Here is a 13,969-nt window from a genome sequence, read left to right on the forward strand (position 1 = left end):
CCCCCCCCCCCCCCCCCCCCCCCCCCCCCCCCCCCCCCCCCCCCCCCCCCCCCCCCCCCCCCCCCCCCCCCCCCCCCCCCCCCCCCCCCCCCCCCCCCCCCCCCCCCCCCCCCCCCCCACCCCCCCCACCCCCCCTCCCCTCCCCCTCCCCCCCCCCCCCCCCCCCCCCGGGGTGAGCAGATTCACACCCACGTCCCGGGCCCCCAGGCTCTTGATGTCACTTCCGGCGTCATGTTCGTGCATCCAAGGCGCTGGAGGAAGAAGTATGTGGCTGGGGTGTGGGAAGGGGAAGGGGAAGGGGAAGGGGAAGGGGCCGATCAGGCCGATGCGGCATTCAGCGTGTTCATCAACCCGTTGTCCAGTGGGTCCCGCAGCGAACGCTTCAACTCGGCGAACCCGTCGAACGTCGTCATGGTCGTCACGGCGTCCCACAGCTTGACGGCGTCCTCGTCGGAGGGTGTCTTGGAGATGACCGGGCCGAAGAACGCGGGGCCGCCGGGCTCGCCGAAGGCCAGGATCGGGGTTCCCACGTTGCCGCCGGTCCGTTCCATCGCCTCGTCGGTCGAGGCCTGCAGCTCGTCGTCGTAGCGCGTGTCCTCAGCGGCCGCAACCAGGGGCGTCGGCAGTCCCACCGACTCCAGAATGGCCGGGAGATCGGCGAGGACCCGCATCTGGTGCTTGCCCATGGCCTCCCGGAGCTCGTCACCCTCCAGGGGCCCTGCCACGTCAGGGGCCTGCTCCCAGAGCCGGTTGCCCATCTCTTCGTAGAGGGGCCCCACGACCTCGGCCCCATGGTCACGCTGCGCGGCCGCGGCCACCCGGAGCATCTTGTGCCCGACGTTGTGGCCGCCGGCGCTATCCAGCTCCTTCATCTCGTCGTTGAGCATGGCCAGGGAGATGAAGCGCCAAACCTGCTGCATCTCGACCTGCCCACCTACCTGGCGGAACCACTTGGAGGTCTGCCAGCAGAACGGGCAGGCGGGGTCGAAGAAGAACTCGACGCGGCCGGAGGATGTCGTGGTCTCTGTCATGTCCTGGGCAACCCCGCGTCACGCGGTGATGTTCCATGGGGCACGAGTGTTCCAAGGCACGGAGGTCCTCCGGGTGCCGGACAGACCGGCCCGAGCCGTTGGCGGGGCCTCACCGGGCTCTGCGACCCAGTGTGGGATCTAGCAGGCGGCCTGCAGGTCGAGCTGGTCGACGGGGTAAGTGATCCAGGTATCGCCGAACGGGTCGGTCCAGGTGACCGTGCCGTCAGGGTGCAGGACGGTCGCCATCGACCCGAGGTCTTGAGCCGGTGATGGCGCGTGCACAGGCAGATCAGGTTGGCCGGCTCGGTGGGGCCCTCCGTGCACCGCAGCCCGCGCCCAGCAGGCCACCTCACCCAGACCCGCGACCGACACCCTCCCGCGCACGGCCTCGCCCACGGTGTCCTCACCTGGGTCGCCACCTCGCGTCTGCTCCATGGGAACCAACCTAGACGCGACCACCGACATACCTGCTGACCTGCGACAACGCCGCCAGCGACCGGGTTGAGGCCGCGCCGAGGACCTGGGACCGTGCGCTCAGGCGGAGGCGGGCTCGGCCTGCAGGTCACGCAACCGCTGCGAGACCAGCGTGGTCACCCCGTCACCCTGCATCGACACGCCATACAAGGCGTCGGCGACCTCCATCGTGCGCTTCTGGTGGGTGATCACGATCAGCTGGTGGGAGTCGCGTAGCTCCGCGAAGAGCACGAGCAGCCGTCCGAGGTTCGTGTCGTCGAGGGCCGCCTCGACCTCGTCCATGATGTAGAACGGGCTGGGCCGCGCCTTGAAGATGGCGACCAGCAGCGCCACGGCGGTCAGTGAGCGCTCCCCGCCGGAGAGCAGCGACAGTCGCTTGATCTTCTTGCCGGGGGGACGGGCCTCGACCTCGATCCCCGTCGTCAGCATGTCGTCGGGGTCGGTGAGCAGCAGCTTGCCCTCACCCCCGGGGAAGAGCCGGGCGAAGACCCCCTCGAACTGGGCGGCGGTGTCCTCGAACGCCTCGGCAAACACGCGCTGCACCCGCTCGTCGACCTCCTTGACGATCTCCAGCAGGTCGGCCTTGGACCGGCGCAGGTCATCGACCTGCTCGGTGAGGAAGGTATGCCGCTCCTCCAGGGCGGCGAACTCCTCCAGCGCCAGCGGGTTGACCTTGCCGAGCGCGCCGAGCCGACGCTCGGCGGCTCGCAGCCGCTTCTCCTGGGCCTCGCGCACGAACGGCGCAGGCTCGGGCAGGTCGTCCAGGTCCTCGGCGCCGGGGGCACCCGGCACCGGCGGGATGAGCAGGTGCGGACCGTACTCGTCGACCAGCACCGCCGGGTCCATGCCGAGCTCCTCGGTGGCCCGCGTCTGCAGCTGCTCGATCCGCAGCCGCTGCTCGGCCCTGGCCACCTCGTCGCGGTGCACCGAGTCGGTCAGCTCGCGCAGCTCCTCACCCAGATCGCGCGCCCGCCCCCGGGCTGCGGCCAGCCCCCGCCCGTGCTCAGCCTGCTCAGCGGCCGCCTGGTCGCGCTCGGCCGCGGCGACCGTCGCCATCTTGTGTGTGCACTCGATCAGGTATGCCGCACCGACCGCGACCGCGACCGCGACCCGGGACTCCTCGACGCGCCGCCGACGACGCTGCGCCGCACGCTCCCGGGCGGCGAGCTCGTCGCGGGCGGTCGCCTCCAACGACTCGGCACGGCCACCGATGGCGCGGACCCGTTCCTCGTGGGTGCGCAGCGCCAGCCGCGCCTCGGTCTCCCCGGACCGCGCCGCGGCCGCGACCGCGACCAGCCGGTCCCGCTCGGCCGTGTCCGGCTCGCCATCGGCATCCCGTGCCGGCTCGGCCTCCGCAACGCTCAGCCGCTGCTCCAGCTCGGCCATCTCGGCCTGGCCGGCCTGGATCGACCGCTGCGCCTCGACGATCGCCAGGTCCGTACGCTCGCGCTCGGCCCTGGCCGCCCGCATCGTGGAACCCAGCTGTCCGAGCTGCTCGGCGACCGCGGCCATCCGGGCGTCGGAGTCGTGCAGCTCATCGAGCCTGGCCTCGGCGACCTCGGTGGCCTCCGCCAAGCGGGCGTCGGCCCGTTGCACCTCGAAGGTCGCCTGCTCGACCTCCGAGGTCACGTGTCGCAGCCGCTCACTCGCCTCGTCCCAGGCCGACTGCACCTCGATCGGACTCGGCGTCGAGCTGCTGCCGCCGCGCACCCAGCCGGGACCGTAGACATCGCCGTGGGCGGTCACCGCCACCACCGAGGGCAGGCCCGGATCGCGCACCAGCGCCAGCGCCTGCTGCGCGGTGGAGACCAAGGCCGTCCGGTCGAGCAGCCGAGCCGCGGCCCGGCCCTCCTCCTGCGTGACGCTGACCACGTCGGCGGCCCACACGGCATACTCGGGCAGCTCCCCCCACGACGACGTGTCCGCGTCCCAGGCGGGGGGCCCTCCGGGCACGAACAGGGCCACCTGACCCTCGTCGTGCTGCCGCAGCCAGTCCAGGGCGGCGCCGGCCTCGGACAACCCGCGGGCCACCAGCGCCTCTCCCGCCCAGCCGAGCGCAGCAGCGACGCCGGCCTCGTGCCCCGGCTCGACGCTGAGCACGCTGGTCACGGTGCCGACGATGCGGGCCGGCCCATCGTCCATCAGCGCCTGGGCCCCGTCCTTGCGCCGCAGACTCATCTGCAACGCCTCACAGCGGGCCTGCAGACCCGCCTGCTCGGTCTGCGCCGCCCGGATCCGCTCCTGCCCCTGCGACAGGGTGCGGGCGGCGCGCTCCCGGGCCTGCTCAGCCTGCTCGTAGTCCCGGTCCAGGCCCTCCTCCCCCTGCTCGACGTCGAGGATCGTGGCCTCGAGCGCGGCGAACTGACGCTCCGCCTCGTGCGCGCGCTCCAGCACCGCCTCGGCCACCGCCTGCAGCCGCCCGAGCTCGGCCTCACCTGCCTCGATCCGGCTGCGCCGTGCCGAGACCTGACCGGCCAGCCGGGCCAGCCCCTCCCGGCGGTCGGCGGCCGCCCGGGCGAGCCGGGTCAACCGGGTCTGCTCCTCGCCGTGCGCCTGCTCGGCCTCGCCGCGCGCCTGCTCGGCCTGCGCCAGCGCCTCGGCAAGCGTCTCGATCTGGTCCAGCAGCGCCCGCTCCTGCTCACGCATCTGCTCGGCCTGGCTGCGCAGGTGCTCGGGGTCCTGGCCGGTGCGCTGGGATCCGGAATCCTCGTCCGCCTCGGCGGCCTCCTGAGCGAGCAGCCGGACCCGTTCAGTCGCCAGGTCGGCCGTGGACCGGAACCGCTCCACCAGCGAGGTCAGGGCATACCACCGGTCCTGCGCTCTGGCGAGCCGTGGGGCCGTGGCGGCGGCCTCGGCCTCCAGCTGGGTCACGCTCGCCTGAGCGGCACGCAGCCCGTCCTCCACTGCGGTGCGCCGCCGGATCAGTGCCGTCTCGTCGGCCAGCTCCTGCTCCAGCGTGGTGCTCAGCTGCACCAGGTCGTCGGCCAGGATGCGGGCGCGGGCATCGCGCACCTCGGCCTGGATGGTCGAGGCGCGCCGGGCGGTCTCGGCCTGGCGTCCCAGTGGCCCGAGCTGGCGCCGGATCTCGGTGGTCAGATCGGCCAGGCGGGTCAGGTTGGCCTCCATCGACTCCAGCTTGCGCAGCGCCCGCTCCTTGCGCTTGCGGTGCTTGAGCACCCCTGCGGCCTCCTCGATGAAGCCGCGCCGCTCCTCCGGCGTGGCCCGCAGCACCTGATCCAGCTGCCCCTGGCCGACGATCACGTGCATCTCGCGGCCGATGCCGGAGTCGGACAGCAGCTCCTGCACGTCGAGGAGCCGGCAGGAGGTGCCGTTGATGGCGTAGTCGGAGCCCCCCGAGCGGAACATGGTGCGGGTGATGGTCACCTCGCTGTAGTCGATCGGCAGCGCCCCGTCGGTGTTGTCGATCGTCATCGACACCTCCGCCCGGCCCAGCGGTGGCCGCCCGGACGTGCCGGCGAAGATGACGTCCTCCATCTTGCCGCCGCGCAGGCTCTTGGCCCCCTGCTCCCCCATCACCCAGGCCAGGGCGTCGACGACGTTGGACTTGCCCGAGCCGTTGGACCCGACGATGCAGGTGATGCCCGGCTCGAGCCGCAGCGTCGTCGCCGAGGCGAACGACTTGAACCCCTTGAGGGTCAGGCTCTTGACGTACATCGGGTCGGGTCGCTCCTGCTCGTGTCGCCGGCCGGGCACAGCGGGTCCACTGACCCGCCGTCACTGTACCCGCGAGACACGGCATCCTCGCGGATCTGCGGGGTATGCCGTGACGACTGCGCGCAGCGTGCCGGGCCGGTCCGGCCGGTGCGGCTCAGCGCTCCACGAAGTCGTCGATCCCGTCCTTGGGGTGGTGCCACTGCACGCTGACCCCCGCGACGTGACCCGGGCGGCTGCGGCTCGAGGGCTGCTCCTGCAACCTCTCGATCAGCCGCTCGACGTCGGCCTGAGCACCCTGGGCGTTGACCTCGACCCGCCCGTCGGGCATGTTGCGGGCGTGCCCGGCCAGTCCCAGCTCCATCGCCCGGGCGCGAGTCCACCACCGAAACCCCACCCCCTGCACCCGGCCGCGCACGAAGATCAGCGCCCGCGTGGTCGAGTCCTGCGATGCCGCCGTCGTCATGGCGTCCAGGCTATGCCGCACGCCGCGGTTCGGCGCCACGTCATACGGGGGCAGCGTCATACGGAAGTGGCGCTCTAGCGCACATTGCGTATGACGCTCCGGCCCGGAGTCGCACGCGAGACCCGCGGCCGGGGCTGGCAGCGCGGGCACGAGTGGGACGAGCGGTTCATGAACTCCTCGCGCCGGATCGGCGCGCCGCACCGCGCGCACGGTCGACCGGTCTGCCCGTAGGCGTCCAGCGACCGGTCGAAGTAGCCACTGGCACCGTTGACGTTGACGTAGAGCGCGTCGAAGCTGGTGCCGCCCTGCGCCAGCGCCTGCGTCATCACCTGCGCCGCGTGGTCCAGCACCCGCCCCAGCGCGGGCTTGGTCAGGGCGGAGCAGTCCCGCAGCCCGTGCACTCCCGCGCGCCACAACGCCTCGTCGGCATAGATGTTGCCGATGCCGCTGACCAGCGACTGGTCCAGCAGGGCACGCTTGATCGCGGTATGCCGTGCCTTCAGCGACCGCACCACCCCCGCCTGGTCGAAGCCCGGCTCGAGCGGGTCCGACGCGATGTGCGCCACCGGGAGGGGCACCCCGTGGACGTGCGACCCGCAGGGATGCGGGTCGGCCACCAGGTCACTCAGCGCCAGGCCGCCGAAGGTGCGCTGGTCCACGAACCGCAGCTGCGGGCCGGCGTCGGCGAAGTCGAGCAGGGCGTGCATGTGCCGTGGCTCGGGATGCTCGGCGGGCTGGACCAGCAGCTGCCCGCTCATGCCCAGGTGCACCACGAGGGCCTGCGCGGTCCGGTCGGGGGCGAGCACGACCAGCCACAGGTACTTGCCCCGCCGGTCGGCGGCCAGCACTCGGCCACCCGCCAGCCGGTCGGCCAGGTCGGCGGCGCCGGCGTCGTGCCGTCGGGCGACGCGGGTGCCGGTCAGCACGGCGCGCTCGACGGTGCGGCCGACAACGTGCTCGACCAGACCGCGGCGGACGACCTCCACCTCGGGCAGCTCGGGCATCGGCTACTCGTCGGTCTCCGGGACGACGCGGGCCGACAGCGCGTGCCACGCGGCCTCTGCGGCCTCCTGCTCGGCGGCCTTCTTGGACCGTCCGGTGCCGGTGCCCAGGACCTCATCCGCCAGGACCGCCCGGGCGGTGGACACCTTGTCGTGGTCCGGACCCTCGTGGCTGACGCGGTATTCCGGACTGCCCAGCTCGCTGCTCGCGGCCAGCTCCTGCAGGCTGGTCTTCCAGTCCAGCCCCGCCCCGAGCCGGGCACTCTGCTTCATCAGGGCGCCCAGCAGGTGATGCACCAGGGCCGAGGCGGCCGGCATCCCGCAGTCGAGATAGACACAGCCGATCGTGGCCTCGGTGGTGTCCGCAAGGATGCTGTCCTTGTCGCGGCCCCCGGTGGTCTCCTCACCACGGCCGAGCAGCACGTAGTCCCCCAGCCCGATCTCCCGGGCCACCTCGGCCAGTGCCCGGGTGTTGACCACGGCTGCGCGCAGCTTGGCCAGCTGACCCTCGGCCAGCTCCGGGTGCTCGTGATAGAGGGTGTCGGTGACCACCACCCCGAGCACCGCGTCACCGAGGAACTCCAGCCGCTCGTTGTGCGGCACGTTGCCGTTCTCGTAGGAGAAGGAGCGGTGGGTCAGGGCACGCTGGAGCGACGCCTCCGCACACCGACCCTCGATCACGGGGGTGAGGTAGGTCGCCAGATCAGCCAGCGGCCGGGCCTGCGAGGTCGAGGGCTGCGTCGGGGCGTCCGCTGTGGACTCCATGGCCGAGGAGTTCGGTCAGTCCTGGTGGGCCGTGCGCTCGGCAGCGTCGTAGTGGCGGCCGCCGTAGGTGCCGCAGGACGGACACGCACGGTGCGGCTGGGTCTGCGCCTGGCACTGCGGGCAGGCCGTCGTCGCCACGGCCTCGGCCTTCCAGTTGGAGCGGCGGTGCCGGGTGTTGGAGCGCGACATCTTGCGCTTGGGGACAGCCACGTCAGTTCCTCTTCTCGTCGTCGGTGCCGTCGCCGGCATACACATGTTCGGCCAGTGCCGACCACCGGGGGTCGATCACATCATGCTGGTGGTTCGGGTCGTCCGCCAACCGGGTTCCGCACTCGGAGCACAGTCCCGGACAGTCGTCCCGGCATACGGGCTGGAACGGCAGGGTCGTGACCACTGCGTCCCGCACCACTTCCTCGGTGTCCATCAGGTCCTGGTCGAGCTGGTGCTGCGTGTCCTGCTCGTCATCGGCACCCACCTGGTGGTGGTGAGTCGCGCGGTCGGGATAGGCGAACAGCTCCTGGAGTGTCACGTCGACGTCCACGCGGACCTCGTCCAGGCACCGCACACACACCCCGGTCGCGACCGCCTGCACCGTGCCGGTGGCCAGAACCCCCTCGACGACCGACTCCATCCGCACTTCCAGCTCGACGGGGTGGCCGGCCTGGATGGCGACGACGTCGGTCCCGATGGGCTCCGGGGCCTCGACGATCCGGGTCACGGTGCGCATGGTGCCCGGCCGGCGGACCAGCTCCCGGGTGTCGAGGACCCAGGGGCCCTCGATCTCCTGGTGTGCCATGCGTAGCGCTGCCTTCTCGTCGGGCTGGTCATCGGGGGTCGGTCTGACCCTCGGGAAGCAGACCGACAGGCAAGGCTACCGGAGCGGTGCGTGCACTCCAACTCGGCCGGTATGCCGACGCGCTCAGCCCCGGAGGGCGTGCAGCACGGAGTCGGGCACCAGGCCGGAGACGTCGCCTCCCCCGGCGGCGACCTCCTTGACCAGCGAGCTGGACACGTGACCCCACTCGGGCGCCCCGGTGAGGAAGACGGTCTCGACCCCGGTGAGGTGCCGGTTCATCAGGGCCATCGGCACCTCGTAGGCGAAGTCGGTGCCGCCCCGCAGCCCCTTGACGATCGCCTGCGCTCCCACCTCGCGGCACACGTCGACCAGCAGCCGGCCGGCGAAGGCCTGCACCCGCACTCCCAGGTCGGCCGGGAGCGACTCCTGGACGAAGGCGATCCGCTGCTCCGGGGTGAAGCTGCCCTGCTTGGCCGGGTTGTGCAGCACCGCCACGACCACCTCGTCGAACAGGCTCGCGGCGCGCTCGATGACGTCGAGGTGACCGTTGGTGACCGGGTCGAAGGACCCCGGGCAGACGCATCTGCGGACCGGCTGGCTCATGCCCCCAATCTATCCGCGGAGCCGCCTAGCCCTCCAGCTTGCCCTGCCGCTGGTCGCGCTGCACGATCTCGCGGACCGTGTCGATGCTGCCGCAGTCGGCGTCGAGGTGCCGGCTACGGGCGGCCAGGAACCGCATACCCAGGTCGGCGCGGACCTGCCCGGACACGCCGGTGCGCGCGGGGTTGAGGATGGTCTGCTCCTCCTCGCCCAGGTGGTGCATCAGCGCCTCGCTCATCGACTCCACCGCGTCGTCGAACTTCTGCGTGTCCGTGCCGACGCACTCCAGCAGGTCCAGCAGTGCCCCGTTGCCCTCGGCGTGCTCGTGCTCACCGTGCTCGGCCTCGTCCTGCGTGATGGCGTCCTTGCGCTCCAGCTGCGGATAGACCTCGCTCTCCTCGGCCTCGCCGTGCGCGATCAGCACGGCGGCAAACGCGGCCCGCGCACCGGCCCGGTCGGCGGTGGCGTCGCGCATCTCGCGCAACAGCGACTCGAACAGCCGATGGTCGGTCAGGATGAGGTCGACGACGTCGCCGGAGGTGGGTCGGGGGATCGTGTAGCCAGTCATGCCCACGATCCTGTCACCGGTGGCCGACAGACGCTCGGCGGTGTGCAGCGTCGTCTCCCCGTAGCGCCGGGCGCGCAGCGGGCGCAGCCCCCACGGCCAGGAGGGCTCGGGGCTGCGGGCCGACCGCTCGATGACCACCAGCCCGTCACCTGCCACCCACCCGTGCCGCTCCAGCAGGGTCAGCACCTGCGCCAGCTCGGGCTCGGTCAGCGGATAGGGCGGGTCGGCGAGCACCACGTCGTATGCCGTGTCGCCCGGCCCGCGCTCCAGCACCCGTTCCACGGGCTCGGCCAGCACCCGCACCTGGGTCAGCCCGAGGTCGCGAGCGCTGCCCTCGATCAGCCGGGCAGTGGCACGGTGCGACTCGACGCACAGCACCTGCACCGCTCCACGCGAGGCAGTCTCCAGCCCCAGCGCCCCTGACCCGGCATACAGGTCCAGCACGGCCGCTCCCTGCAGCTCGGTTGCGGACTCGAGCCGGGAGAACAGGGCCTCCCGGACCCGGTCGGAGGTCGGCCGGGTCGCGGAACCCTTGGGCGTCCGCAGCCGCCGCCCTCCGGCGGTCCCCGCGATGATCCGGGTCACCTAGCCGCGCTCCAGGAAGGCCGCGCGCTCTGCGTCGAGCCGGGCGATCTCCTCACGCAGCACCATGTGCTGCTGCAGGTCCGGGTCTGCCTCCACCACCGCCCAGGCGTCCTCGTGCGCCGCCACGATCAGCTCCTCGTCCCGGGCCAGCCGCAGGAAGCGCAGACCACTGCGGCCACCGCTCTGAGAGGCACCGAGCACGTCACCCTCCCGGCGCTGCTCCAGGTCCAGCCGGGCCAGCTCGAAGCCGTCGGTCGTCGCGGCGATCGCGTCGAGCCGCTCCTGCGCCGGGCCGTCCACGCCCTGGGTCATCAGCAGACACAGCCCCGGCTGGTCGCCCCGGCCTACCCGCCCCCGCAGCTGGTGCAGCTGGGAGATCCCGAACCGCTCGGCGTCCAGCACCACCATCACGGTGGCTTCGGGCACATCGACGCCGACCTCGATCACCGTTGTGGCCACGAGCACGTCGAGCTCACCGTCGGCGAAGTCGCGCATCGCCGCGTCCTTGGACTCCGCGGACAACCGCCCGTGCAGCAGCGCGATCCGCAGACCGGACGTCGCCGGCAGGGCCTGCAGCGCCCGGTGCACCTGCAGCACGCCGTGCAGCTCTCGGTCCTCCCCCCGCGGGACGGGGATGGGCGAGCCGGGGCCGGCCTCGGCGTCCAGCACGGTGTCGGTCTCCTCCCCGATCCGGGGGCACACGACATACACCCGGTGCCCGCGTCCCGCCTCCTCGGCCACCCGCTGCCAGGTCCGCTGCACCCAGTCGGGCTTCTCCCCCGGCACGACGTGGGTGCGGATCGGCTGTCGCCCGCGGGGCAGCTCGCGCAGGGTGGAGGTCTGCATGTCGCCGTAGACCGTCATCGCCACAGTTCGCGGGATCGGGGTCGCGGTCATCACCAGCACGTGCGGCGCCGCCTCGGACCCGGCCTTGGCCCGCAGGGCCTCACGCTGCTCGACCCCGAATCGGTGCTGCTCGTCGACCACGACCAGCCCCAGTTCGGCGAACTGCACGTGCTCCTGGATCAACGCGTGCGTGCCGACCACGATGCCGGCCTCCCCGCTGGCGGCCAGCACCAGGTTCTCGCGGCGTTGCGCGGCCGGCTGGCTGCCGGTGAGCAGCGCGATCCGGGTGCCGCCCTGCATACCCCCCAGCAGCCCGGCCTCGGCGATCGGGCCGAGCATCGCGGCCAGGGAGCGGGCGTGCTGCAGGGCGAGCACCTCGGTCGGGGCGAGCAGCGCCGCCTGGCCGCCCCCGTCGATGACCGCCAGCATGGCCAGCAGCGCCACGATCGTCTTGCCGGAGCCGACCTCGCCCTGCAGCAGCCGGTGCATCGGGGTGCTGCGCGCCAGGTCGGCGGTGAGCTCGGCGAGCACCTGCCGCTGTCCGTCGGTCAGCTCGAACGGCAGCGCGTGGCTGAACGCCGCGACCAACCCGTCGTCGGTGGCCACCCGGGGCACCGCCGGCGCGGCGTCGGAGGCCGCACGGCGCTGCGCCAGGGAGGCCTGGATGACGAACGCCTCCTGGTATTTCAGCCGCCACCGGCCGCGTCGGTGCTCGGCCTCGGTGCGGGGCTGGTGGACCAGCTGGTATGCGGTGCGCAGGTCGGGCAGGCCGTGCCGCTCCCGGACCTCGACCGGGACCGGGTCGGGCAGTCCCTCGACCGCGTGCAGCGTCAGCGCCATCGCCTTCCAGACGTCGATGGAGGACAGGCCCTTGGTGAGGGTGTAGATCGGGATCAGCCCGGTGCCGAGCCCCGGCATCCGCTCCAGGTCGGGGACCTCGTAGTCCAGGACGTGGTAGTCCGGATGGGTCAGCTGGCGCCGCAGCTGGAAGGTGCTGACCGTCCCGGAGCACACCACCCGCCGGCCGGGCAGGAGCTTCTTGTCGTGCCCGTGGGGGCGGAAGAAGGTCAGGTCCAGCTCGCCCTCGTGCTCGTCGACGACGGTGACGACCAGGATGGAGCCGCGCCGATGCTGCATCCGGCGGGTCACCGACTGCTTGACGGTGGCCACGACCACGACGAGCTCGCCCTCGGTGAGCGTCTCGAAGCGGGTAGGCCGGGCCGGGTCGAGGTATCTGCGGGGCAGGAAGTCGAGGAGCTCCCCGACGGTGCTGATCCCGCGCCCTTTCTGCAGCTTGGCTGCCGTGCCGGCCAGCACGGCGCCCAGCCGGTTGTCCCGTGAGATGAGGCTCACTCCAGCCCCAGCAGCCAGCGGTAGGTGGGTTGTCCTCCGTCGAGGCGATGCACCTCCACGTCGTCGTGCCGTCGAGCCCAACGGGCGAGGGGCTTGTCCAGGTCCGCCGGGCCGGTCCCGCGACCGGCCACGACGGTCAGCAGCTCGGGGGGACCCGAGACCCCCTTCGTCAACGCTTTGAGCACCTGCTTGGCGGCATCCTTGCGCCGGTCGTGCACCCCGATGATCTCGCCGCCGACCAGACCCAGCCACTGCCCGGCGCGGCAGGGTCCCGCGGGGGTCGTCCCGTCGTCGTCGGCCACCGTGAGCGCTCCGTAGGCCACAGCGGCCGCCGCGTCGGCCATCGTCACCAGGGTCGACTCGACCTCCCCCGCCAGGTCGCAGACCGCCATCGCCGCCAGGCCCTGGACCGCGGCCCGGGTCGGCAACACCCGGACCGAGCGGCCTTCGTCGGCCGCGGCGCGGGCAGCGGCCTCGGCGGCCAGGATGGTGTCGGGGTCGTTGGGCAGGACGAGCACCTGGCCCGCCGGGACCGCCCGCACGGCCCCGAGCAGCTGACCGGTGGAGGCGCGCCGCCCCGCGCTGGAGTGCACCACCTCGGCGCCGGCGCGTGCCAGCACGGCGGCCAGGCCCGCCCCGGGAGCGCAGGCCACGACGCCGAGCGCAGCGACAGGCCGGTCGCGCCGGGACCTCGAACCTGAGGCCCGTCCGGCCACGGCTCCAGCGGCATCCGGCGGGTCTGCGACGCCGCCACCACCAGCTGAGCCGTCGCCACGCTCCGAGCCGTCACCGCCCTCCGCGGGGATCAGCCTCGTGATGGCCACCTGCTCCACGCGCCCCGCCAGGGAGCCGGCCTCCACCGCCGGGGCCGGGTCGTCCAGGTGCACGTGGATGCGCCACTGCGTCGGCCCGCCGACGACCAGCACCGAGGAGCCGATCCGGACCAGGTGGGCGCGCAGGTGGTGGGCACGCTCCGGGTCGGAGCCCTCCAGCAGATACATCACCTCGTGGGTCCCGTCGCTGCTCTCACACGTCCGGTCCAGAGCGGCTCGGTCACCGTCGACCGCCAGGTCGCTCGGGGCATGCTGCTCCCACCACTGCGCCAAGCCCGGCATCCCTTCGTGCGGGCGGCCGGACAGCACGTTCTCCAAGGCCTCGATGACCAGGACCAGACCCGCTCCCCCGGCGTCGACCACCCCGGCGGCGGCGAGGCGGGGCAGCTGTTCGGTGGTCTGCGCCAGCGCCGCCCGAGCCGCGTCGAGGGCCGCCAGCGCGACGTCATACGTGGTGGCCGTCGGCACCACCGCGTCGCGGGCACCAGTGGCCGCGGCCGTGGCGACCGAGAGGATGGTGCCTTCGACCGGGCGGGACACCCCGGCCCAGGCCAGGTCAGCCGCTCGCTCGAAGGCATCGGCCAGCGCTGCAGGCCCGACCTCGTCCACGCCGCCGCCGTCCTGAGCCACGGCCTCGGACAGTCCCCGTGCCAACTGGCTCAGGATGACCCCGGAGTTGCCGCGGGCAGACAACAGCATCCCCCGGGCCAGCAGCGCGAGCCCCTGGTCCAGGCGCAGCGGCGCTCCGGTCACCTCGTGCTGACCGCGCAAGAAGTCCAGCGAGCCGTCGACGGTGAGGAACAGGTTGGTGCCGGTGTCACCGTCGGGCACGGGGAAGACGTTGAGCGCGTCGATCCGCTCCCGGGCCCGGGCCAGCAGGGCCCGTGCGGTCACCGCCCACCGGCGGGCCGTGGCCAGATCGAGCACCGGCCTCTCGGAGCCCTCGGCGGCAAGGTCAGGGCTGGGCACGGTCGGCAGG

At 72.8% G+C, this 13,969-nt stretch carries 12 protein-coding genes; all 12 read right to left on the reverse strand.

The features are described 5' to 3' along the window. Positions 1-317: 317 nt before the first annotated feature. The 12 genes from ACR2FV_RS18380 to ACR2FV_RS18435 all read right to left on the reverse strand — a co-directional run bounded on the left by ACR2FV_RS18380 (position 318) and on the right by ACR2FV_RS18435 (position 13,959). Positions 318-1,031 (reverse strand): mycothiol-dependent nitroreductase Rv2466c family protein, encoded by a 714-nt coding sequence (locus tag ACR2FV_RS18380; protein ID WP_434017157.1) that lies wholly within the window; start codon positions 1,029-1,031, stop codon positions 318-320. A gap of 138 nt (positions 1,032-1,169) precedes the next feature. Next, positions 1,170-1,466: a hypothetical protein gene (locus tag ACR2FV_RS18385; protein WP_434017158.1), complete on the reverse strand. Its 297-nt coding sequence runs from the start codon at positions 1,464-1,466 to the stop codon at positions 1,170-1,172. Between the two features lie 99 nt (positions 1,467-1,565). Further along, a complete protein-coding gene (smc, locus tag ACR2FV_RS18390; RefSeq protein ID WP_434017193.1) occupies positions 1,566-5,180 on the reverse strand; it encodes a chromosome segregation protein SMC in 3,615 nt (1,204 codons plus the stop codon). 154 nt (positions 5,181-5,334) lie between these two features. Beyond that, a complete protein-coding gene (locus ACR2FV_RS18395; protein ID WP_434017159.1) occupies positions 5,335-5,643 on the reverse strand; it encodes an acylphosphatase in 309 nt (102 codons plus the stop codon). Positions 5,644-5,717: 74 nt separating this feature from the next. Further along, positions 5,718-6,647 (reverse strand): bifunctional DNA-formamidopyrimidine glycosylase/DNA-(apurinic or apyrimidinic site) lyase, encoded by a 930-nt coding sequence (mutM, locus tag ACR2FV_RS18400; RefSeq protein ID WP_434017160.1) that lies wholly within the window; start codon positions 6,645-6,647, stop codon positions 5,718-5,720. Positions 6,648-6,650: 3 nt separating this feature from the next. Next, on the reverse strand, positions 6,651-7,409 hold the full coding sequence (rnc, locus tag ACR2FV_RS18405; RefSeq protein WP_434017161.1) for a ribonuclease III: 759 nt from the start codon (positions 7,407-7,409) through the stop codon (positions 6,651-6,653). 15 nt (positions 7,410-7,424) lie between these two features. Beyond that, the gene (gene rpmF / locus ACR2FV_RS18410) at positions 7,425-7,619 is read right to left on the reverse strand and encodes a 50S ribosomal protein L32 (RefSeq protein ID WP_434017162.1); all 195 of its coding nucleotides are present in this window, start codon (positions 7,617-7,619) and stop codon (positions 7,425-7,427) included. 1 nt (position 7,620) lies between these two features. Next, the gene (locus tag ACR2FV_RS18415) at positions 7,621-8,205 is read right to left on the reverse strand and encodes a YceD family protein (protein ID WP_434017163.1); all 585 of its coding nucleotides are present in this window, start codon (positions 8,203-8,205) and stop codon (positions 7,621-7,623) included. A gap of 123 nt (positions 8,206-8,328) precedes the next feature. Further along, entirely contained in the window at positions 8,329-8,808 is a 480-nt protein-coding gene (coaD, locus tag ACR2FV_RS18420; protein WP_434017164.1) for a pantetheine-phosphate adenylyltransferase, read from the reverse strand. A 25-nt stretch (positions 8,809-8,833) separates the two neighbouring features. Beyond that, the gene (gene rsmD / locus ACR2FV_RS18425) at positions 8,834-9,958 is read right to left on the reverse strand and encodes a 16S rRNA (guanine(966)-N(2))-methyltransferase RsmD (RefSeq protein WP_434017165.1); all 1,125 of its coding nucleotides are present in this window, start codon (positions 9,956-9,958) and stop codon (positions 8,834-8,836) included. Next, the gene (recG, locus tag ACR2FV_RS18430) at positions 9,959-12,157 is read right to left on the reverse strand and encodes an ATP-dependent DNA helicase RecG (RefSeq protein WP_434017166.1); all 2,199 of its coding nucleotides are present in this window, start codon (positions 12,155-12,157) and stop codon (positions 9,959-9,961) included. Then, positions 12,154-13,959 (reverse strand): DAK2 domain-containing protein, encoded by a 1,806-nt coding sequence (locus ACR2FV_RS18435; protein WP_434017167.1) that lies wholly within the window; start codon positions 13,957-13,959, stop codon positions 12,154-12,156. Before ACR2FV_RS18435 ends, recG begins: the two co-directional genes overlap by 4 nt. Positions 13,960-13,969 lie beyond the last annotated feature (10 nt).

It is taken from the genome of Ornithinimicrobium sp. (assembly GCF_051004135.1).
Classification (GTDB): domain Bacteria; phylum Actinomycetota; class Actinomycetes; order Actinomycetales; family Dermatophilaceae; genus Ornithinicoccus.

Excerpts from the sequence above, each read along its gene's own strand:
- ACR2FV_RS18395 (WP_434017159.1), bottom strand. The coding sequence starts at position 5,643 with ATGACGACGGCGGCATCGCAGGACTCGACCACGCGGGCGCTGATCTTC.
- mutM (WP_434017160.1), bottom strand. The coding sequence starts at position 6,647 with ATGCCCGAGCTGCCCGAGGTGGAGGTCGTCCGCCGCGGTCTGGTCGAG.
- ACR2FV_RS18385 (WP_434017158.1), bottom strand. The coding sequence starts at position 1,466 with ATGGAGCAGACGCGAGGTGGCGACCCAGGTGAGGACACCGTGGGCGAG.
- coaD (WP_434017164.1), bottom strand. The coding sequence starts at position 8,808 with ATGAGCCAGCCGGTCCGCAGATGCGTCTGCCCGGGGTCCTTCGACCCG.
- ACR2FV_RS18380 (WP_434017157.1), bottom strand. The coding sequence starts at position 1,031 with ATGACAGAGACCACGACATCCTCCGGCCGCGTCGAGTTCTTCTTCGAC.
- ACR2FV_RS18415 (WP_434017163.1), bottom strand. The coding sequence starts at position 8,205 with ATGGCACACCAGGAGATCGAGGGCCCCTGGGTCCTCGACACCCGGGAG.
- smc (WP_434017193.1), bottom strand. The coding sequence starts at position 5,180 with ATGTACGTCAAGAGCCTGACCCTCAAGGGGTTCAAGTCGTTCGCCTCG.
- rnc (WP_434017161.1), bottom strand. The coding sequence starts at position 7,409 with ATGGAGTCCACAGCGGACGCCCCGACGCAGCCCTCGACCTCGCAGGCC.